18 protein-coding genes are annotated in these 20183 nt (G+C 40.6%); 12 read left to right on the top strand and 6 right to left on the bottom strand.

The window, feature by feature from the left end; genetic code table 11:
* The 3 genes from MFF31_RS01080 to MFF31_RS01070 all read right to left on the bottom strand — a co-directional run bounded on the left by MFF31_RS01080 (position 1) and on the right by MFF31_RS01070 (position 3130).
* Complete coding sequence (locus tag MFF31_RS01080) at positions 1-930, bottom strand: phosphoenolpyruvate carboxykinase (ATP) (RefSeq protein ID WP_238186334.1); 930 nt, start codon at positions 928-930, stop codon at positions 1-3.
* Positions 931-1046: 116 nt separating this feature from the next.
* On the bottom strand, positions 1047-1172 hold the full coding sequence (locus MFF31_RS01075) for a paeninodin family lasso peptide (RefSeq protein ID WP_238186333.1): 126 nt from the start codon (positions 1170-1172) through the stop codon (positions 1047-1049).
* A gap of 14 nt (positions 1173-1186) precedes the next feature.
* Complete coding sequence (locus MFF31_RS01070; RefSeq protein WP_238186332.1) at positions 1187-3130, bottom strand: asparagine synthase-related protein; 1944 nt, start codon at positions 3128-3130, stop codon at positions 1187-1189.
* A gap of 442 nt (positions 3131-3572) precedes the next feature.
* On the opposite strand from MFF31_RS01070, the gene MFF31_RS01065 reads away from it, so the two are divergent.
* The 3 genes from MFF31_RS01065 (at position 3573) to MFF31_RS01055 (ending at position 6471) form a co-directional block, all read left to right on the top strand.
* The gene (locus MFF31_RS01065) at positions 3573-3899 is read left to right on the top strand and encodes a PqqD family peptide modification chaperone (RefSeq protein WP_238186331.1); all 327 of its coding nucleotides are present in this window, start codon (positions 3573-3575) and stop codon (positions 3897-3899) included.
* Positions 3900-3976: 77 nt separating this feature from the next.
* Complete coding sequence (locus MFF31_RS01060; protein ID WP_248565372.1) at positions 3977-4771, top strand: metallophosphoesterase; 795 nt, start codon at positions 3977-3979, stop codon at positions 4769-4771.
* Between the two features lie 344 nt (positions 4772-5115).
* The gene (locus MFF31_RS01055) at positions 5116-6471 is read left to right on the top strand and encodes a dicarboxylate/amino acid:cation symporter (RefSeq protein WP_238186329.1); all 1356 of its coding nucleotides are present in this window, start codon (positions 5116-5118) and stop codon (positions 6469-6471) included.
* A gap of 575 nt (positions 6472-7046) precedes the next feature.
* Here MFF31_RS01055 and MFF31_RS01050 read toward each other — a convergent pair.
* Positions 7047-7325 carry a hypothetical protein gene (locus MFF31_RS01050; protein ID WP_238186328.1) on the bottom strand — a complete coding sequence of 93 codons (279 nt, stop codon included), beginning with the start codon at positions 7323-7325 and terminating at the stop codon, positions 7047-7049.
* 52 nt (positions 7326-7377) lie between these two features.
* Positions 7378-7674 (bottom strand): DUF3055 domain-containing protein, encoded by a 297-nt coding sequence (locus MFF31_RS01045; RefSeq protein ID WP_238186327.1) that lies wholly within the window; start codon positions 7672-7674, stop codon positions 7378-7380.
* Positions 7675-7912: 238 nt separating this feature from the next.
* On the opposite strand from MFF31_RS01045, the gene MFF31_RS01040 reads away from it, so the two are divergent.
* The 8 genes from MFF31_RS01040 to MFF31_RS01005 all read left to right on the top strand — a co-directional run bounded on the left by MFF31_RS01040 (position 7913) and on the right by MFF31_RS01005 (position 17583).
* Positions 7913-8920, top strand: coding sequence for an HRDC domain-containing protein (locus tag MFF31_RS01040; RefSeq protein WP_238186326.1), 1008 nt, complete (start codon positions 7913-7915; stop codon positions 8918-8920).
* 143 nt (positions 8921-9063) lie between these two features.
* Positions 9064-9525 carry a chemotaxis protein CheX gene (locus tag MFF31_RS01035; RefSeq protein ID WP_238186325.1) on the top strand — a complete coding sequence of 154 codons (462 nt, stop codon included), beginning with the start codon at positions 9064-9066 and terminating at the stop codon, positions 9523-9525.
* A gap of 78 nt (positions 9526-9603) precedes the next feature.
* Positions 9604-10377: an SDR family NAD(P)-dependent oxidoreductase gene (locus MFF31_RS01030; protein WP_238186324.1), complete on the top strand. Its 774-nt coding sequence runs from the start codon at positions 9604-9606 to the stop codon at positions 10375-10377.
* Positions 10378-10403: 26 nt separating this feature from the next.
* Positions 10404-11900 carry a DEAD/DEAH box helicase gene (locus tag MFF31_RS01025; protein ID WP_238186323.1) on the top strand — a complete coding sequence of 499 codons (1497 nt, stop codon included), beginning with the start codon at positions 10404-10406 and terminating at the stop codon, positions 11898-11900.
* Positions 11901-12010: 110 nt separating this feature from the next.
* Positions 12011-13219, top strand: coding sequence for an S-layer homology domain-containing protein (locus tag MFF31_RS01020; protein ID WP_238186322.1), 1209 nt, complete (start codon positions 12011-12013; stop codon positions 13217-13219).
* A gap of 191 nt (positions 13220-13410) precedes the next feature.
* Positions 13411-15471, top strand: coding sequence for a methyl-accepting chemotaxis protein (locus MFF31_RS01015; protein WP_238186321.1), 2061 nt, complete (start codon positions 13411-13413; stop codon positions 15469-15471).
* Between the two features lie 115 nt (positions 15472-15586).
* Entirely contained in the window at positions 15587-16336 is a 750-nt protein-coding gene (locus tag MFF31_RS01010) for an ABC transporter ATP-binding protein (RefSeq protein WP_238186320.1), read from the top strand.
* Entirely contained in the window at positions 16336-17583 is a 1248-nt protein-coding gene (locus MFF31_RS01005; RefSeq protein ID WP_238186319.1) for an ABC transporter permease, read from the top strand. The genes MFF31_RS01010 and MFF31_RS01005 overlap by 1 nt, the downstream gene beginning before the upstream one ends.
* Positions 17584-17784: 201 nt before the next feature.
* Here MFF31_RS01005 and MFF31_RS01000 read toward each other — a convergent pair whose 3' ends face one another.
* A complete protein-coding gene (locus tag MFF31_RS01000; RefSeq protein WP_238188436.1) occupies positions 17785-19083 on the bottom strand; it encodes an aminotransferase class I/II-fold pyridoxal phosphate-dependent enzyme in 1299 nt (432 codons plus the stop codon).
* Positions 19084-19324: 241 nt separating this feature from the next.
* On the opposite strand from MFF31_RS01000, the gene MFF31_RS00995 reads away from it, so the two are divergent.
* Positions 19325-20110 (top strand): helix-turn-helix domain-containing protein, encoded by a 786-nt coding sequence (locus tag MFF31_RS00995; protein ID WP_238186318.1) that lies wholly within the window; start codon positions 19325-19327, stop codon positions 20108-20110.
* Positions 20111-20183 lie beyond the last annotated feature (73 nt).

The following is a 20183-nucleotide window of genomic DNA, read 5'->3' as shown; positions in this document are numbered from 1 at the left end:
TTATTCACTCCTATGGATTGATTGAAGCAGTAATTCGCCCAATTCATTTAAGCTGTCACCTGAAATTGGTCTAGATAGTCGATTCATTGTGATTAAATTGGCAAATCGTGTTAGTGTATGGAAGTGCCAATCGAGGAGACCTAATTGTTTGATCAGAAAACTGCGAAATGTATGTTGAAGCAGAGTATGGAATCTTTCCAACCCTTGAATTGGAGAGAGACTGGCCGCGTCATTGTCGTTTTTAACTAGTTCAAAGATGCCAGCTAACGGCAATTGTTCGCTACAGAAGCTTTTAACTGGAACAGCAAATTTTGTTTCCCGATCAAATAAAGGTTTTAGCCCTTCATTGTTCATACCAAGCATATCAATTGTTTGTTGCCATATTTTCTGCTGGGGATAAGCAGGCATGACAAGAGCTCTATTATTGTTATCGAATGTAACTGCGATCAAATCATCGCTCAATAATTGATAACCTCGTTCAATTAAATAGGAAGTAAGTGTAGTTTTACCTGCTCCTGAATGTCCGACTATGGCATAAGCTTTTCCATTAAGCGCAATTGCGCTGCCATGCAATGGAAGGATGTTTTTTTGCATTAAAATAATACCCATACAAGTACCTAATATATAGAGTCTTATTTTGTCCATATTGGCGTGTGGTACGGGAGAAATTAGAATGGATTCGCCTTTATGCATGGTGAATATTGCTGTGTCGGGTACTCGAAGATAAACCGAATCGTCTACTATAGCAATGTACTCACTTATTGGCTGAAGATCACTCCAGTTTGTTGTAAGTTGTTGCTTTGAAATAGTAAGCGCAGGAGCATTCTCAAGTTGGCCATACCGAGAGCTCGGCAATTCAGGTAGTTCTGGTAATGGAAGTTCACTCAGAATGTGTAGCCCGAACGAATGGTAGCAGAACTTGTGTTCCAAAATTATCAGGATGATCGCCTCATTTATCGAACCTTATTTTTGTGTGGTGGGAGATGCCCTTATTTGAAATAGAATAAGGGCATCAGGTTGGTTATACTACGAGGATTGCAGGTTTACTAGCTGTAGTTTACCGGCTCGTCAGGATCTGTTTGCAGCGCATCTGGTTTTGCAGTACCAGGGCCGGCCATTGTTTGATTGACGTTTAGAACCTCCAATTGAGGTTGTTGCCACGTTTTTTTCATGAAATCACCTCCCTTCATGTGTATTTGCTAATAAATCGGTGAAAGATTAAACCACGCATTAGCGTTTTGAAATTGGCATCGAAGATAAGCTCAGGCCGCGGCGAATGCTCGAACATCGATAGCGCGTTTTTCATTTCATTTATGTTGAGGTATTCGGATACAGCAGAATCTTTGACAACCTGACTAATTTCATGCAAAAACTGTTTCCATGAAGGTAACATCCGATGAATACCGTCGGCACCCTGGACGCCCCGTTCCTTCTGATTGAGTCGAATACTATCTGGCAGATAGTTTTTTGTAGATCGACGAATTAATGAACGACCGAATCCATCTTGTACAGATTGTTCTTTTGGTAGGGACAAGCAGAATCGAATGACACGAAGATCATTTGTTGCATCACGCTCCCATAATGAATGTCTGAGCGATTGTTTACAACCAACCGTGCCGGTAATTGTCCAATAAAAGAGCTTTTCAAATTGTTGATTTCTAATATCGTAGATGTCTCCAGTGCTTTTCCCCCAGAAGTCATAGCCATATTCATCAAGTCGTTCGTATACTGCTGTTTTCTTGGCGAAATCTGGGTTAATCAAGTTGGGTAGCTCAACTGCTTGTTCCGAATTTCTCGCAAGTAACTTTACAAGCGATGGAAAAGCTTTTCTGCCTAAATGTCGATATAAACGAGATTTAGCAATACCAAGATTGTTGCTGTATAATGACATTTCTCTATTTAATTTGAACCAATTCATCTGTCGCAAAAGCGATGCTTGGTAATCCATTACTGGTCCCCAAGAAACGGTCCAATTCCCTCGATTACCAGTAAGCAATACACCAGCATTGGTCCGTTGTGCTTGCTCATAGATTCCCTTTATCCAGAAAGAATTTTCGAAGAATTTGTATGGAGATTCCATTAAATCCAACCAATCATCAATTTCGGTTAAAGGATTCATCGTTGGAAAATCGAAATATTGATCATTAATATTTCCGACGAAATTTACGGTTTCCTTAATATGTGACTTCTCATTAGCAACTTGGCTTCGATGGGTCCAGTCTTGGAAGTCCTCTACAGGAACATAGCTGAACGTATGAAGCTTTTTATTTTCCAGTTGAAGTTCTTTAGCAGCGATACTAACTACTGAGCCAGAATCAAGACCGCCGCTTAAGTTAGCGCCAACTTCACGGAATGTACGGAGCCTTGAAGTAATAGCTTTCTTATACACTTCACGAAAAGCTTCTTCGTATTCCCCGTTAGAGCGTAGTTTAAGCGTCTTCTCAGGAACAATCGTACAGTAGCGATCAAAAGTTAAATGTCCATCCTTCAATGTAAAGCTGTGGGAAGGAGGCACTTGCCGCACACGCTTGTAAACAGTTGTAAACAAATCTACTGCTTCAATTGTGATTGGGATGGCAAGAAATTCGGATATCCATGTTTCGCATAGTTCTTTTCCCATTCCAGGAAGTGTCAGAAGGGGGCGGATCATCGTACAGAAACCAATTAGTCCTTCGCTTTTTGCGAAGTAGAGTGATCGAGCCCCTGAGAAATCTCTTGCACCAAATAAAGAAGATTCACGAGGGTCCCATATAATGAAGGCAAAATCGCCTATCAAATGTTTTGGAGCTTGCTTTCCCCATTTTTTGTAAGCAATCATAATTAAAAGGCTATCCGTCATTTCTTTACGATCAGTAATTGGAATCTGCAGCTTTTCAAACAGTTCATCACGATTGTCAATAATGGCATCCGAAGTAATCGCAAGATCCAAATCAGGGTGATAGAAAGGAAGTTTCTCATGTCTCGATTCCGGAGTTATCCATTGATTATGGCAACCTAGGAAGATATCATCTTGCTGCCAGGTATCAATGTTGTCTGCAGGATATCGCAATAGTTCTTTCATGAGAGTTGATCCATGCTCATGAGAGATAGACTCGTTATGGATGTGACAAATACTGCTTATGGCGCTCATGATTTCCTCCTGATAACGGTGTCTAATCCTTATGTGGATCTCGTTTCTTCTTCTATTGTTACAGGACGAAGTGTTCTTGGTATAGAACAACTCTTTTGTCCACTATAATGCTCATTTAGTAGTGCTAAGGAAGTGATTTATTAACCAACGAACTTAGTAAAGAACCACTTCCGCAAACTTGTTCTTTATTGAGAACTAGGTATAAGGTTATCATCTCCTTTCGGCCTTGTCAACAAATTATTGATGTGTAATTTCGAGTAATTTCTTTTGTTTGATTGGGAATTTCAGGATGGTAAATTGATGTATAGATTGATCATTGACATGGGTCAAAAAGTAGTGATAGAATCCTAATACGTTCTCAATAAAGAACATTTATTTATGATCAACGACATAATAATGGCTATGGATATTTGTTACTAATATAGAGGAGAGATTGATAAGCATGCTAAGCAATCAAGAAATTATTATGCCTTGCGAATTGTCGATGTCACTTTCGACACATTTGCTAATTATAAGAAATAAAGAACTGTTATTTAGCGTATCTTGTGACGTGACAACGATCATTCTAATTCCTTCAAAAGGAAAGTGTTATGAGCTTGTAAATACAGGAACTCGTATATGGGAGATGCTTCAATCTCCAATTACTGTTGGACAGATAGTCGATACTTTACTGAGCGAATATGATATTGATCGAATGAGTTGTGAGGCTGAAGTATTTTCGTTCCTTGTGCAGTTATCAAGAGAGAAGTTAATTTATTTCGGGATTTAAGTCATAATCATCAGTTATTAGCGTTCATTGATGATCTCCTCTATACTTATCTTAGTGATTGAATTCTAAGTTAGTTCATGAGGAGAAGTGCTGAATCGATGGAATGGCATGAAATAATACTAATTCTCGTCATTGGTGTCATCTCGCTTTACGTTTTGTTTATTTTTCCCACGCAATGGTTAAAGGTTGAAAAGGTTCATTATCCTCTCGGAATAGGTGCACGCATTTTACAAATTAGTGATCTGCATGTTAACATGCTCCGAATTTCCCCATACAAACTAAAGTCCACAATTGAGAAAATCAAACCCGATTATATTTTTCTCACCGGCGATTATACCTATAAAAATAAATATTTACCGAAGCTGGAACGTTATATAAAGGAAATTTCATCTTGCAACGTACCTATTTATGCAGTGCTTGGCAATCATGACCATCAGTTGCCTTCATTAAAGCGTCTGAGTCATATATTTAAATCCTATAATGTAGTGCTTCTTTGTAATGATTCAATAGAGCTTCCGACGTTCGAGTTGGTTGGTATCGATAATTACGGAACAGGGCATAGCCAAGTCCAAAAGGCATTTAGAAAAGTAACAGAGCGTAAGCCCGTCATCATTATTACACATGATCCTGAACTCTTGCTGACATTAAGTAGAAGTTACAGCTATTTATTAGGAGGACATTTGCACGGAAAACAGTTTAATGTACCGTTCGTTTTTTCCATTAGACGTAAAGGTAAGCTTGCTTCTCAAGGTATTTATAAAGGATTTCACAAGGGCTCGAAGGGTGCTTTTTACATATCAAAGGGAATTGGGCAAGCCGGTGTGAATGCAAGATTTATGGTTAGAAGTGAAGTTACCGTTCATGAACTTTAAAGCGAATTTTTTAGTGTGTTTAATTGATGATGGGAAAACGGGTTAGCTATGTCACTCTATTTACTTTCAAATTGAAAGTGATTGACAAACAATTGGAGCGCTGATATCATCAACAGATATCCGAGTAAACTCATATGATATAGCGGCATATTGACATCCAAATAAGACACAGCTACTCTGCATAACGTAGAAAAACCGTACCTACGGAGGTGTCCATATATTGGGAACCTCTGTTTTTAATTTTCTAGATTAATCTTGTTGAGTAGATTTCTTGTGTCAGGAATATAATAGAAGAGAGTGGAGACTTTCGTCGCTAAAAAAGTAGAAGGAGTGTTCCAATCATCATGGAAAACAATTTATTAACAGCATTTGAGAACAATGGTATCTCATTGCTTGTATCGGCCGTATTTTTAGGTATTCTCTATTTTCTAGCCAAAAAACGGGTAGGTTTTGGAACTCGCGTCCTTCTTGCGTTAGGATTTGGACTTGGAGCAGGCCTTGTATTTAATAACTTTCAGCTCGAGACTGAAGGTGTAGGTACGATTGGTTCCATATATATTAACTTTATCCGTATGATCGTTATACCACTTGTATTTGTACTTGTCATAAACAGTATCATTTCTATTACGAATTTAAATTACTTAAAAAAACTCAGCATAAAGACGATCGGTTGGTTTTTAGGCACGACAGGAATTGCAGCTATTATAGGTTTGCTTGTTGCGACAGCGATGAACCCAGGAGCTGGCTTCCAAGCAGCACCGCCTGCTGACTTCGAAGCACGTGAGATTCCGAGTTTTTTTCAGGTCATTTTGGATCAAATGCCTTCCAATCCGATTAATGATGCGGCGCAAGGAAAAGTTGTACCAATTCTAATCTTTGCACTATTTATTGCCATTGCAATTGTTAAAATTGGAGGCAAAAAACCTGAGGCAGTTCAGCCAGTTAGAGCATTTATAGGATCGGCTACTGAAATCATGCACCAAGTCGTTAAATTTGTCCTTCGTTTTACACCGTACGGGGTTTATGCACTTATAGCGGTTATGGCTGCAAAATACGGCTGGGAAACGTTAGAGCCGCTAGCGATGCTAATTTTAGTAAGTTATGTTGCTTTGGCCATTCATTTTGTGTTTGTGTTCGGTGGGCTTGTTTCACTTGTTGCAAAGGTTAACCCACTGAAGTTTTTCAAAAAAGCGTATCCGACAGTAGCTGTAGCTTTTACAACACGCAGCAGCTTTGCAACTTTACCAATTAACCTTGAAGTCATTACGAAGCGCCTTCGTGTTTCACCGAAAATAGCAAGTTTTGTTGCACCGCTTGGAGCATCGATGAACTTTAATGGTTGTGGCGGAATATGGCCTGCAGTAGTATCGGTATTTGTAGCTGAAGTATATGGAGTGACACTTAGCCTTACAGATTACGTTCTCATTGTTATTGTAAGTGTTATTTCGTCCATTGGTGTTGCTGGTGTACCTGGACCTGCTTCAATTTCGACAACTGTTGTACTTACGGCTATTGGTCTTCCATTAGAAGGGATTGCACTTGTAGTTGCGGTAGAAGCTGTAATCGACATGGGTCGTACAGCAGTAAATGCAACAGGGACGACAGTTACAGCGTTGCTTGTAGCTAACTCCGAAGGTGAATTCGATCGAGAGTCTTTCAACCGTGGTGATGAGGATGAGCTGGAGCTTAATCCTGCGTAACCAAAAATTGTAATGAAACAACTTAACGGGGCTGTCCCATAATAAGCGGAGTAATCTACTTGGGGCAGCGTGTTTTTGTTGTTGCAGGGGTGCTTCTCGCACAGCACGGAGCGGTCAACCCTTGTAACGTATCCTATGATGCCAATTGCGAAAAAAACGCTCTTTTTTCATTCTAACGAAACCGAGTAGCGTTATTAGTTACTTTATAGTAAAAACTGAGCTGCTTTTATCGAAATAGTTATTCTGGAGTTCATTAGAATACGAAATAGGGCAATGTTGATCAAATAAGAGTTACTGGGTTCGTTAGCTATGGGAGATGGGCTATTTCATCGCACCCCAATCTAGAATTCAGACGTTTTCTTCTTCGATGCTTACCGAATGCGAGCCTTGAGGTCTAATGACTTTCACTCGCCTACAATTTGCTCAAGAAGGCGGCAATAGACCAAAAATCAGAAAGGGCAGTGCAGGGATAACATCCCCTAGCACTGCTCTTTCTGATTATAGTCTATTTTTCATAAAGCGAGCTTTACCCTCAAGTAAGGAAACCTGCTTTTGGGACAGCCTAATTATACGTTTTAAGGTTCGTCTTGAACTTCAGGAATTTCGGTTTCATAGTTGTCTTCACCGGGATAATGTCGACTAAGCCCTGCATGAAGGGAACGATTTTCATAGTCGAAACGGTTGGATGAACGTTGATCACTCCGCCAAGGCGAACTTTTTCCGAGTGATTCGCTTAACAAGTCTGATCCATACGGACCTTCTGGAAATTCTTCTGCAATGAGATCATTCCGCTGCGATTCAACAGTTGAAACATCCGTATACGGCTCACGATCCTCTTGAACAAACCGATTCATTAACAAGCACCTCCTGCGTTAGTCATGAACTACCACATTAGACTTGCCATTTTTAATCAGTAAAATTCACCGTTCCGATGACGAAGTATAGAAATTGAGTCAACTCAACAGCTTCCTCTTCTGTAATTTTGAAAGTAAATGCTAAGTACCCGTCTTCCTCCAAATCATCTGCTCCAATGATAGCAGTTTTCCCTGACTGAAGATCGGTAACAAGTTTTTTGCCATAGAAGCGACTAGTTGCTGTTACTGCAAGGTCAAATCTTTTTAGGCTTGGTGTAATAAAAGTTACGAATCGAGTAATTGTCTCCTCGGTCGTATCCGACATAAAATCGTAATCTGGTAGTTGCATAGGATATCCCTCCGAAGTGAATTTGTTAGTTTTATTATACCTTATTCCTTATGTAACAACTATTTAAAAACTGCTTGTCAATTATATTTTATTGTGATAGCATGTAACCAATCGAATCAACGAACGTTTGGGGAAGCACCTCTTCTGCATTGGCAGGAGGGGTGCTTTTTTGCGTTTTCCTTCGCGATTACGTTCTATTGGCTCGCTATTTTAATCCATTGAAGGGTGAGTGAAAAGTATGCAAATCGTTTTTCTAAACACGTTTGAGAAGCTGGTGGAGGGCAATCAAATAATGAGTGCTCAGTTATCTATCTGCGAGGAGCAGGGACTATGGTCTGTTCATTGGGTAGAGGATAAAGAATTGGCAGATGGTAATGTTTCAACTGATATTTGGTTTGAGGGTACATCGTGGGAAGAAATGATTACAACTTTCCGTCACGGTGTAGCTAAGATGATGGGTCAAGGCTTTACACCTATTATTGAAAGTATGCTAGACAATGGACGTTCATCAAGTAGCAATAGTGTGACGATGCTTCAATGTTATGGTGAGTTGAACGCTGATCCTGAATTGTTTCAACTACTTAGAGAATGGCGTCGGAATACTGCTTCTGCAGAGAAAAAGTCGGCATATCTAGTCGCAACTAATCGGATGTTATGGATGATCAGTTCATATGTTCCGCAGACAGAAGAGGAATTAATACAACTTCCAGGTTGGGGGCAGACCAAACACGAAGCATATAGTTCATCGATATTAGCTATAACATCCTCAAAGGAAAGGGAAACGGTATTTCCACTTGATTGGGTATCGAATAAGCTAGACTCAGATGTGTATACAGCTTGGCTCTATAAGCAAAAGGAAAATAAATATAAGAATATGTTAGAAAGACAACAGGAAAAGAAACGTATACTGACGCTTCTCGGGCAATCTGTTACATTGGATCACATTCAATCAGAACTTTCTATTCCAAGACGTGAGTTGCTTTTACGAATTGAACAGCTAGATCAGGAAGGATACGATGTTGAACCGCTAATTGATAGGGAATTAGTAGCAGTTCCTGATTCGGAGCAACAACTCATTTTGGAAGCGCTGACAACAGTCGGAGATCGTTATTTGAAACCAGTACTAGAGCAAGTGTATGGGAATAATGTCGATAAGAGTAAAGAGCGTCCTATAGAACTTTTGTATGAGAAATTACGCTTAGTAAGGATGCGTTTTCGTAGAAATATGCAAGAAAAAGCAGTTTAATGTAATAATGAGCCGAACATTCATATAGGTCTAAAGATCGATATACGTCTTTTCTAGTATACTTGTCCTATTATTTCAAGTATAATAGTTGCAAAATAGACAAATTGCGAATTTTGTCGAGAAAAAGGAGCGTAACCTCTTCTATGAAGGCAGAATATATAAATCCGTTTCTTGAATCAGCAAAAATCGTAATTGAGCAAGTCGTACAGATTAAGCCTGCGACAGGCGAGTTAGGGCTCAAGGACATTAAGTTTGTTGAGAATTATATTTGGATCCAGATCGGACTTAATGGACAAATGAACGGTGATATCGTATTCGGTCTTAGTGAACAGGTAGCTCTTAAGATGGTATCGGCTATGATGGGCGGATATGCTATTTCTGAGATCGATGAGATTGTAAGAAGTGCGATCTCTGAGCTAGGCAACATGATAAGTGGAAACGCAAGCACGATATTGTTCAATCAAGGTGTCAGAGTCGATATTACACCGCCAAAGCTGATTCAATCGGCACAATCGGCTGGCTTCAATGCTACACAAGCATTAACGATTCCGCTCATTATGGAAGGGATCGGAGAATTGGACATTCAAGTGTTAATCGCTTCCTAAAGCGCAAGAAGCTCCTTTTGGGAGCTTTTTTTGCTTCGAAGGCATTGTTGGAGTAAAATTGTGAGTGGGTGATGTTGAATGTTGAACGGAAAAGTTGTATTCATTTCAGGAGCTTCAAGCGGGATAGGTGCTATAACAGCATCTATGCTTGCAAGCCGTGGTGCTATTCCAGTATTGACTGGTCGGAACTTGGAAAAGTTGAAGGAGCGAGCAGCGGTAATTGGAGGAAATTGTTCCTATTATGTAATGGACGTTACGGACATGAAACAAGTTGAGGAGACAGTGCAAGCTGTTATCGCTAGGTATGGGAAGATAGATATTTTACTCAACAACGCAGGATACGGACAATTTGAGTCCTTTACAGATATGCCAATAGAAAGCTTCGAAGCAATGATGGATACAAATTATTTGGGCATCGTTCGTTGTACGAAAGCTGTTCTGCCATACATGCTGAAGCAGGGCAATGGTCATATTGTTAATATTGCGTCAATGGCTGGGAAGATCGGCTCGGCCAAGTCAACTAGCTATACGGCGACGAAACACGCCGTGCTTGGCTTCACCAACGCTTTGCGAATGGAGCTTAAGCCAAAAGGAATTTTTGTATCTTCTATAAATCCAGGACCAATTGATACGGGGTTTTTTGCAATTGCAGATCCATCTGGCTCTTATGTAAAAAATGTGAGTTGGTTTATGATGAAGCCGGCTTATGTGTCAAAAGCGATCATTCGTGTGATGGAACGGAAAAAAGCAGAGCTTGATCTACCGCATGCTGCCTCAGTTGGAATTAAGCTTTACGGTTTGTTCCCGCGGCTAGCTGATCGGATGTTCGGTGGATTGTTTAATCGAAAATAGTGTTAACGATAAGTGAGGGTATTAGAATGAGTGGAAAAACGTGGAGTGAAATAGGAATTAATGATGCATTGTGCCAAGAGCTAGAGAAGAACGGCATATTACATCCAACGGAAGTGCAAGCAGAGACGATACCTGTGCTGCTTTCTGGTGCGGATGTATCAGCACGATCACAAACGGGAACGGGCAAGACACTTGCTTTTTTACTACCGTTGTTACAGAAATTGAATAGAGATTCTAGTGCAATTCAAGCAGTTATTTTGTCGCCTACGCAAGAGCTGGCTATACAAATTTTCCGAGTTGCACAAGTTTATGCTGAGCCGCTTGGTATTCGAGTTCAGCAATTAATTGGTGGAGCGGCGATGAAACGTCAAGTAGAAAAGCTTAAATTGCGCCCACAACTTGTCATTGGGACACCTGGACGGATTCATGAGTTGTACAAAAATAGGAAGCTTAAGTTGCACGATGTACGGAATGTCGTTATTGATGAAGCGGATCAAGTATTCCAGTTAGGATCAACAAAAGAAGTAGAGGTATTGCTTTTCGGAACAGGAAATAATCGTCAAATGGCATTTTTCTCAGCTACCTATCCAGAACAGATGGCTAGATTTGAGGGTCGCTGGATGAAGGGACCTTCACGCGTGCAATTGACGCCGGAGCATACCGTTTCCCAAACGATTGAAAATTATTATATTTTAAGTGACAAACGAGATAAGACTGATACAGTAAGACGAATCATCAGATTGCTCAATCCAAAGTCAGCTCTGCTGTTTCTAAATGATACAGATAATATATCTAACTGGGAATCGAAGCTTGGTTATGAAGGTTTTACAGTTGAAGCATTGTATGGTGATTCTGATAAGCAGAGAAGAGCGGCGACACTAACTCGTTTCCGTGATGGTCGTTGTCAGTTACTGCTGGCAACAGATGTTGCGGCAAGAGGATTAGATATTGAAGGCTTGCCTCTCGTCTTGCAGCTTGACCCTGCTGTTGATGCCGATCATTATGTTCATCGGGCTGGCAGAACGGGAAGAATGGGCAAAAGTGGAACAGTTATTTCGATCGTAACGCCTCAAGAACTTTTTATTATGGAAAAGTTCCGGAAGCAGCTTGGCATAGATCTCAGCGAGCGAGCGATGTACCGCGGCAAACTACTGTCAGAAGAAGAGCTTAGAGAAGCAACTAAACCTGGTGCGGCAAGAAATGCACGAGAGCATAACCAGAGCGTGAGAACGAATGAACGTCCAAGCACAAACAAACCAACATCGGTTGGTGTTTCTGCAACTAGGCCTGCTGCTGCAGTTCAGGACAAGCCTGTAATTAATGGGACAACACGCCCTGTGAGGAAACCTCTGGAAAGTAAGCTTATCGCAAAGACATCTGTTGGAGCAGCAGCACCATCTTCAAAACCAGCACCTAAGCTACAAACAAAAGCTAAATCGAATGCGCAGAAGAAACGCGAAGGTAAAAATAAAGGCGCACCGAAGTGGTTGAAAGAGAAACAATTAAACCCAAAAACAGAATAAAAATCTTTTTTTGAAAGCCACCCCCTTTAAACGATCCTTACCTTTCGAATAGTATTTGCGAAGGTAAAATGCGGCAATTCCGCTATCGAAACCAAAGGAGAGTGGCTTTCTTGACGAAAAATACGTTGTGGAAAAAAACAGCAATCACATCTATGGCATTGATCATGTTAGTAACAGGAGCAACTTCCGCATTCGCAGATGCAAAAGGCAATCATAACGGAGGCGAACACAGCAAAGGGAAAGGCTGGCATGATAAGTTTGATCGTGATGACGACGACGATGATGACGATGATGACGATGACGATGACGATGACGACGATGATGATAACGATAGAGACAGAGATAGAGATGATTATTTTGATGAAATCAAAAACAAGGATAAAGTATCTCGCATCGACACGATAATTGCAGCTGTTCGACTGATGGGTCTACGTAGCCAAGCGGAATCTGCTGCTGAGATGAGCACAGTGCTCAACTTTGCAGATGCGGATAAACTAAAGAAAAAATATCCTAGAGCTATTGGTTATGTTGCCGTAGCTCTTGAAAATGATCTTTTCTTAGAATCAGATAATGAAGTTAAGGCTGATCAATACGCTTCTCGATTGTGGGCAACAATTTTGGCTGTTAAGGCAATGAAACTAGAGGATGAAGCAAAGGCATTAAATAATACGAAACTTGATTTTAAAGATGCTAAAGATATTCCTGCTGGTTCAGTTGGTTATGTTACGGTTGCTCTTCAGAAGGGTATTATTAAAGGATCTACAGATAAGCACGGAAACAAATACTTTAATCCAAATCAATCGGTTAACCGTGATGAGCTAGCCATTTTACTTAATCACGTTGATGTAGAAATTCCTGATGTGGACTTAATTGCGATAAACGGTCATCTAAAAGCTTTGCCGAAGGATGGTAAGCTAACGATTGTTAAAGCAGACAAGACAGAATTGACGCTAGCGATTGATCCTAATGTGTTTATCTTTAGAGATGATAAAAAAATACCGTTATCTTTACTGCAAGCAGGAGATAAGTTGTTCGTTCGTACACATCAACAGAAGGTAATTTTTATTGAAGTTACGGAGAAAGCACCAGTGACAACAACTTTCACCGATGTTGGAGCTGTTCATACACTTGGATTCAATTCACAAGCTAGGCTTTCGTCTATCTCCCTCTCTCGTACAGAGAACGGACAAAACATTACAGTAACGTATGTTGTTGATCCTAATGTAACGATTATCGGTGATGCATCTAAACTTAAAGCGAACCAAGTTGTTATCGTAAAAGGTGATAATGGAATCGTTAAGACAATAGAAATTAAGTAAAAATCAAATAAGTTACGAAAAAAGCATCCTATATGAAGCGTATATAGGGTGCTTTTTTGTACCATAAAATAAGCTTTTTCATCATTAAGTTATGATTGATTGTGCTACTTACTGAGTGCTCTTCACTAATGATAAAAACTATCCGATATTATTGAGTGATCAATTTTTTACACATCATGGGGGGCATACGATTGAGTATTTTGATGAACAGAGTGAAAGGGCTAAGAAATTTGTCTTTAAGGGTGATTCTTCCGACATTAATTAGTTTGTTAGTGATTATTGTACTGGTTGGATCAAGTGTGTTTATGTACATGTTTGGATCTTCGTTGCTGCTGGATAAAAGCATTGAGGAGATTGAAGTAAGCTCCAATCTTATTGGGGAAGGGTTATGGTCCACTGTCCAATCGGGGCAGGAGTCTGCTTATTTGGTTTCGCTCCATCCTACTATTAAAGACTTATTGAAGCTGCGAGCTAGCGGGACGATGAGCGACAAACAATTTTTCTCCGAAGACAACAGTTTGTTTGTACAATCGAACAAAATTTTAAATGAAAGTCTAAAGGGGTTAGATGATAATGACTCCATATTAATCATTGATCGCGGCGGTGCAATTGTCGCTGGAACAAATCCGGACACGTTAAGTGATTCCCGATCTGATCGTGAATACTTTCAGCAATCGTTAAAGGGAACTCCTTTTATCAGTGATGCAATATTGTCCAAGTCGAAAGGAACCTGGTTGGTTGCTTTTTCTGAACCTATTCGAGATGAAAAGGGTAATGTTATCGGTGTATTCGCTACAACCGTAAATACGGCTTCCTTCTTAGATAAACTATTGGGAACCAAAAGTGATAGTAATGGAAGCATTATTGTGACTAGCAGGGGCGGTACAATGATTTATAACTCCAAAAATATAGAGGCAGTTGGACAAAAATATGAGGATCAAGGTGTTTCGGAGCAGCTTCAAAGTAAGTCTGCGGATAAACTTATACAAGGAAGTATAGAAACGGATGAAAGCTACATCCGATATACAAAAATTCCTGTCGCGGATTGGAGCGTTGTTGTCCAAGACACATTCAAAAACATTAAAGAACCGCTTAATGCATTGATGAACCGAATGTTGATGATCACTTTATGTGCGCTGTTACTTGCGATCGGTCTAGGGATTTTATTGTCTCGATATATTTCACGACCAGTTATCGAATTGACACGCTTATTTAGCAAGCTTGCTGACGGTGATTTAACAGTAGTCTCAGATAAAAAATATGATAGTGAATTCAAAGATTTATCAGATAACTTTAATATAATGGTTGCTCAAAATAAAAGGCTTGTCGTTAATATGAACAATTCTATTGGCGTATTAAATATAAGTACAGAGCAGTTGGATCGTTCTTCCAAAATAGCTGCACAATCGGTGAGTGAAACGTCAACAACAACGTTGGAAATTGCAAAAGCAATGGAAAACCAAGCGTCAGAAACGGAATCCATCTCAGGTAAATTTTACGCTATCAGCCACAAGATTGATGGGATTAACACAAAATCAATTTCGATTGGCGAGCGATCTGACGATATTATTGAAGTGTTCGAGCGGAGCAAAGATGTTGTTTCAGCCTTAATTGAAAACAATAGTCGAAATGAACAAGAGGTACTTAAAATTTCGGCAATTACAGACCGTTTAGAGGACAGCTCAACCCAAATTCGTCAAATTACAGGGGCGATTCAAGAAATTGCGAACCAAACCAATTTGTTAGCACTGAATGCTTCTATTGAAGCTGCTCGTGCAGGAGAACATGGCAGAGGTTTCGCAGTTGTAGCGAGTGAAATTCGTAAATTAGCGGAGCAAAGCGCCAAGCAGTCGTATGGAATTCGTACAATTATTGAACAGAATTTAGCCCATGTAGGTGAAAATAATGAAAGTGTTAATACAATCAAACATATTTCAGTAAAGCAAGATGAATTTGTAGGCCAAACGAAAGAAGCGTTTGAATCGATATTCCAACATGTACAACAAATTTCAGAACAAATAAAAGAGATGTCGAGTGAAGTTTCATTTGTAGAGAAGGAAAAAGAAGAAGTCATGTCATCAGTAGAAGGTTTATCTGCTTCTGGTGAAGAGGTATCTGCTTCAATTGAGGAAGTGACTGCTACGATGCACGAACAGTCTGTTATGGTGCAGGAATTGGCGGATATGGTGAAATCTATCGATGAGTTATCACTTGATTTGAAGAAAACATCTTCTGCCTTTAAACTGGAATAAAGAGTAAGCAGCACGGGTTCAATTATGATGCATTCACTGTTTTTTTGATATTATCGGATAAATTCGATATGCTGGTAGTTGGCAGTATACTATTGGCAGATTGAAGGTGAATTCATTGACGACGATATTGAGTGTAAATCAACTGACAGGCGGTTATAGCCCGCGTAGACCTGTGCTGCATGATGTATCTTTCCAGTTAGAGGCGGGAGAGATGGTTGGTTTGATCGGTCTTAACGGAGCAGGGAAAAGTACTACGATTAAACATATTCTTGGCTTAATGACACCGCATCAAGGAGAAGTGAAGGTCGCAGGAGTAAAGCTTGAGGAGTCACCTGAGCAGTACCGTGAAGCATTTGCTTACGTGCCAGAGACGCCCCTCTTATTCGATGAGTTAACGGTTGAAGAGCATCTTCGGTTAAGCGGGATGGCTTATAACGTTAACGAAGAGGATTATAATCGTAGAGTGAATCAGCTGCTTGTGCAATATCAAATGCTTCCGAAGCGGAAAGCATTCGCTTCCCATTTATCGAAGGGGATGCGGCAGAAGGTTATGATTATGAGCAGTTTGCTCGCTGCACCTCCGCTTTACATAATAGATGAACCGTTTCTGGGACTTGATCCACTTGGTATTCGTTCATTATTGAACCAGCTTGTAGAAGTGAAAGAGCAGGGCGCGGCAATACTAATGAGCTCTCATATATTATCGACAGTTGAAGCTTATTGTGATCGTTATATCGTTATGCATCATGGTCGAATAGTTGCTCAAGGAAATATGGCAGCGATACGGGCAGCGGCAGGTCTGGATGCTAGAGGTGGAAGTTTGGAAGACGCCTTCTACACGTTGGTTGCTGGGGGAGAGGTCTAATGAAAGCAAAGAAGGGAACAGAGCAACTTTGGCGTGAGAGGGCAAGAGCATTTCGAAGTGAAACGATGCCCTATTTCCGTTATATGGCGCAAAGTGGTTTTCCCTCTTTTCTATCGCTTATTTTGATTGCGTCTACGATTAGTTATATAACGCTTATCAAAAATTTGCCTCAGGATTTCCCGATTATATGGATTGGTGTATTAGTATTGACACCAGTTGTAAGCTGGAGCCCGCTCCGAACTTTTTTGGTGATGGCTGACACTGTGTTTTTAATGCCCAGGGAGCATGAACTAGTACCTTATATTCGTCGTTCATTCCAACGTTCTATTCGGGTAAGCGGACTAATTGCCGCTGCTGTGTTCCTGTTGTATGTACCGATTTACATACAAGGTGAAGAAATAAGCGGTCCATGGCTGCTTGGATTCATCTTAATCTTACTCAAAGCAGGTAATGTAGTGGCAGGCTGGAGAGAGCGCAGCATGTCTTGGACAAGCATTAGAAACACATTTCGAGTGCTGCGCTGGATATTGACGGGTTTAACGATAATGGTTTGGTTAATTGCCCTTCCGTGGCAAGCTCTCCTATTTACGATTTTGTGCAGTATATTAGTAGCGTTTTGTTATCGACTTCCACAAAAACAGCGTTTTCCTTGGGAGCGACTAATTGCAGAAGAGAGAACGACGCGCAGGCGATATTATGTTTTTTTCGGTATGTTTATTGACGTGCCAACGTTGTCTTCAAGCGTATCAAGGAGAACCTATCTTGCGTGGATACTTCCACGAATCCCCTTTGCGCAAAGAAATACGTTCGTGTATTTGTATGCCGCTTCTTTATTTCGAACGGAAATTGGCGGTATATTAGTTCGTATTTTGCTGCTTGGTTCTCTAGTTATTTATTGGCTAGCTGATGCCGCGAGCTTGGCAGGTTGGGGAGCGATATTTGTTTATGGGATAGTTGCGGTAGTTTTCGGGCTCCAGACAGGTGGTCTAAGAGCAGTCCACCGTTATTCTGTGTGGAAGCATGTATTCCCATTACCGGCTGGCGAACAGGTCGAGCAGTTACTTCGAATTGACCGTGCTACATTAGTTACAGGACTAATGTTGCTATGGCTGCCAGCAGCACTGCCATTGCTATGGCATGGAATATTATTGCCTCCAATCGTAGCTATTGCTGTAATGCTCCTCTACATAGGCATTCGTCCGTCGAGGTATCGGAAGAAGGTGCTAACTGAGGCAGAGGAAGAGTAGCAACAATGTTCCTTAAGGGATTTGGACCATAAGAGAAGCCTCGTATTCCGATTGAATCGGACTACGAGGCTTTTTTGTTTAAAATATAAGAAATTATAAGTTTTTCATTATATAAGAGACTTATATTTCTCCACGAAACGAAAGCTAAGCCTCCAAAGGACGGCTTTAGCCGTTTACGCTTGTAACATTAAAAGTGTAAGATCAAGAAGCAGTAAGATCAGTTACTGCCTTATAAATCGTATCGAAAAGTTCTTCTAAGTTTTCTTCTTCAATACAGGAGAAAGCAACGCGCAGGTCAGTTTCACCTAGAGCAATTGTCCCAATTCCGTATTCGTTCAAAAGATGGGTGCGAACAGCTTCGGCAGTTATGTTGCTCAACTTGAGACACATGAAATAACCTGAGTTAAACGGGTAATATCCCCATACATCGCCATATCGTCCACTATCGAGCAAAGATTTAACTTCATTTGCACGACGTTTCATAATGTCATATTTTTCAGCTTTTTGCTCTTCGAACAGAGGTGATTGCAGCGCATGAAGCACAAACGTCTGGGAAGGATGCGGACCGCTGGAAATAGTAGAACGAATAATACCGAGCGTTTTCTGCTCCAAAGCAGCTAACGTTGCTTCAGAATTAGATGCGTAAGTAATAAAACCTACACGGAATCCCCATACATACTCTTCTTTAGTAGCTCCGTCGACTTTCACAGCAAGCACTCGCGGATGAACTTCAGCTAGTCTAGAGAACAATGATTCTTGAAGGGAGTTTTCAAAGAATAAACCGAAATATGCATCGTCAGTAACGGCTACAATGTTAACACCTGCGTCAGCAGCATCACGAATTGCTGCGACAATTTCATCGCCTTCTTGTTGGCCTGGTGTATAGCCCGTTGGATTGTTCGGGAAATTGAGAATAACAATCGCTTTACCTTTATCCTTCTGAGCAAGCAATGCTTCACGCAATCCAGCACTATTAAATCGCATATCTTCATTGTATAGCGGATACTCTACAATGTTAGCTTCACGGCGAACGCCGAAAGTTAATTCGTAGTTTTCCCAATTTTTATTAGGGATGACTACGGAATCTCCCTTATCCGCGAATAAGTCAGCAACTATGCTTAGGCCATGTGTCAGCGCATTTGTTACGACAGGATTACCGAATCCGCCAGAAGTTAAAGAAGGATTTTCTTTAATCATCTTAGCACGCCATGCACTTCGCAGCTCAGGTTTACCGCCTGGTGGAGCATATTCATATATATCTTTTGGATTATAAGCGCTAAGTGTATCTTGAATGACCTTTAGATGCATCGGCTGTCCGCCTTCTGTAGCGATTCCTATCGTTGCATTAAATTTGGTCGCTTTCGACTTCGCTTCAGCGGACTGACTAAGAATGCCCTCCTTCGGGAAATAGATTGCTTTGCCTAAGTTTGACAACATCGCATAGACGTTTGGACTTTCTTTCTGCAACGTCTCATTTAACTGCTGAGCCAGTGGGTTCATCGACTTCATTCCATCCTTCCGAAATCACTCATTTTAGTATCTTTAAGGTTCGTGATATTATAACATTTTTGATCGGTGCAAACCATTGTCGAATAGAATTTTTTTCGGAATATTGCAACTCTTCACTTCAAACGTTTCCTATTGAATGATAGCGATGTTGTTTTATAATAGTAGGACAAGATTATCGTAAAATAGTAATTAAAACGGTTAAGCAGTATTTGTAATGGAGGGTGTATTAATTATGCTTCAAATATCGCCGGACAGTTTGAGTCTGTTGCCTGCGTTCGCCAAAATTGTGTGCGAGCCAGGATGGAGATGGGCAAGACGTGAAAAACCGATGGCAAATTTCGATCTTTTTTATGTATGGAGCGGTGAAGGAGAAGTCGAGGTCAATGGTGTTCATTATAAAGTAGGACCAGGCAGCTGCTTTTTATTTCGTCCAGGCGACTACACAAGTGCAACACATCATCCGCAGAGGCCGTTTGTGTTAACGTATATTCATTTTGCAGTAAACGAACAAATTGATCTAATTCCAGTACGTTATCGTATGCTAAGTGATACGGTGGATTTTGAATATATGTTGTCGAGATATGTAAGACTGTTTCTCGTACAAACTTATGCAGCACAGGAAGAAGCGAAATTGGTTCTAAAAGCGCTGTTGATCCAGCTTCTAAGGGCCGACCATCAGGCGCCTGTCGAGAAGAAGGGCAGCAATCAATTGACTGAGGCCATACATGAGATTGCTAATTATATTCGACAAAACCCAAGTATCGCTCACCGGGTTGAGGATCTTTCAAGTCGAGCACAATTGTCACCACGATATTTCTCTATGAAGTTTAAAGAAATGATTGGAATGTCTGTGCAGACGTATATGATACGTACACGCATTGAGCGAGCACAGCATTTGCTTATGCATGCGGGCATGAATGTGACAGAAGTAGCGGATGCGCTTGGTTATCGTGACATCTTTTTCTTTAGCCGCCAATTCAAGCAGTATACTGGACGTAGTCCTTCAGAAATTAGATAAATATCCCCAAGTTATATTTCAAAAAGAACAGACTGCCGTTTCACACCACGTAAGTGGTTAGAAGCGGCAGTCT

Origin of the sequence: Paenibacillus sp. L3-i20 (assembly GCF_022180385.2) — a bacterium.
Taxonomy (GTDB): Bacteria; Bacillota; Bacilli; order Paenibacillales; family Paenibacillaceae; genus Pristimantibacillus.
The sequence above is the reverse complement of the archived record's forward strand: the minus strand, read 5'-3'. Positions and strand labels throughout refer to the sequence as shown.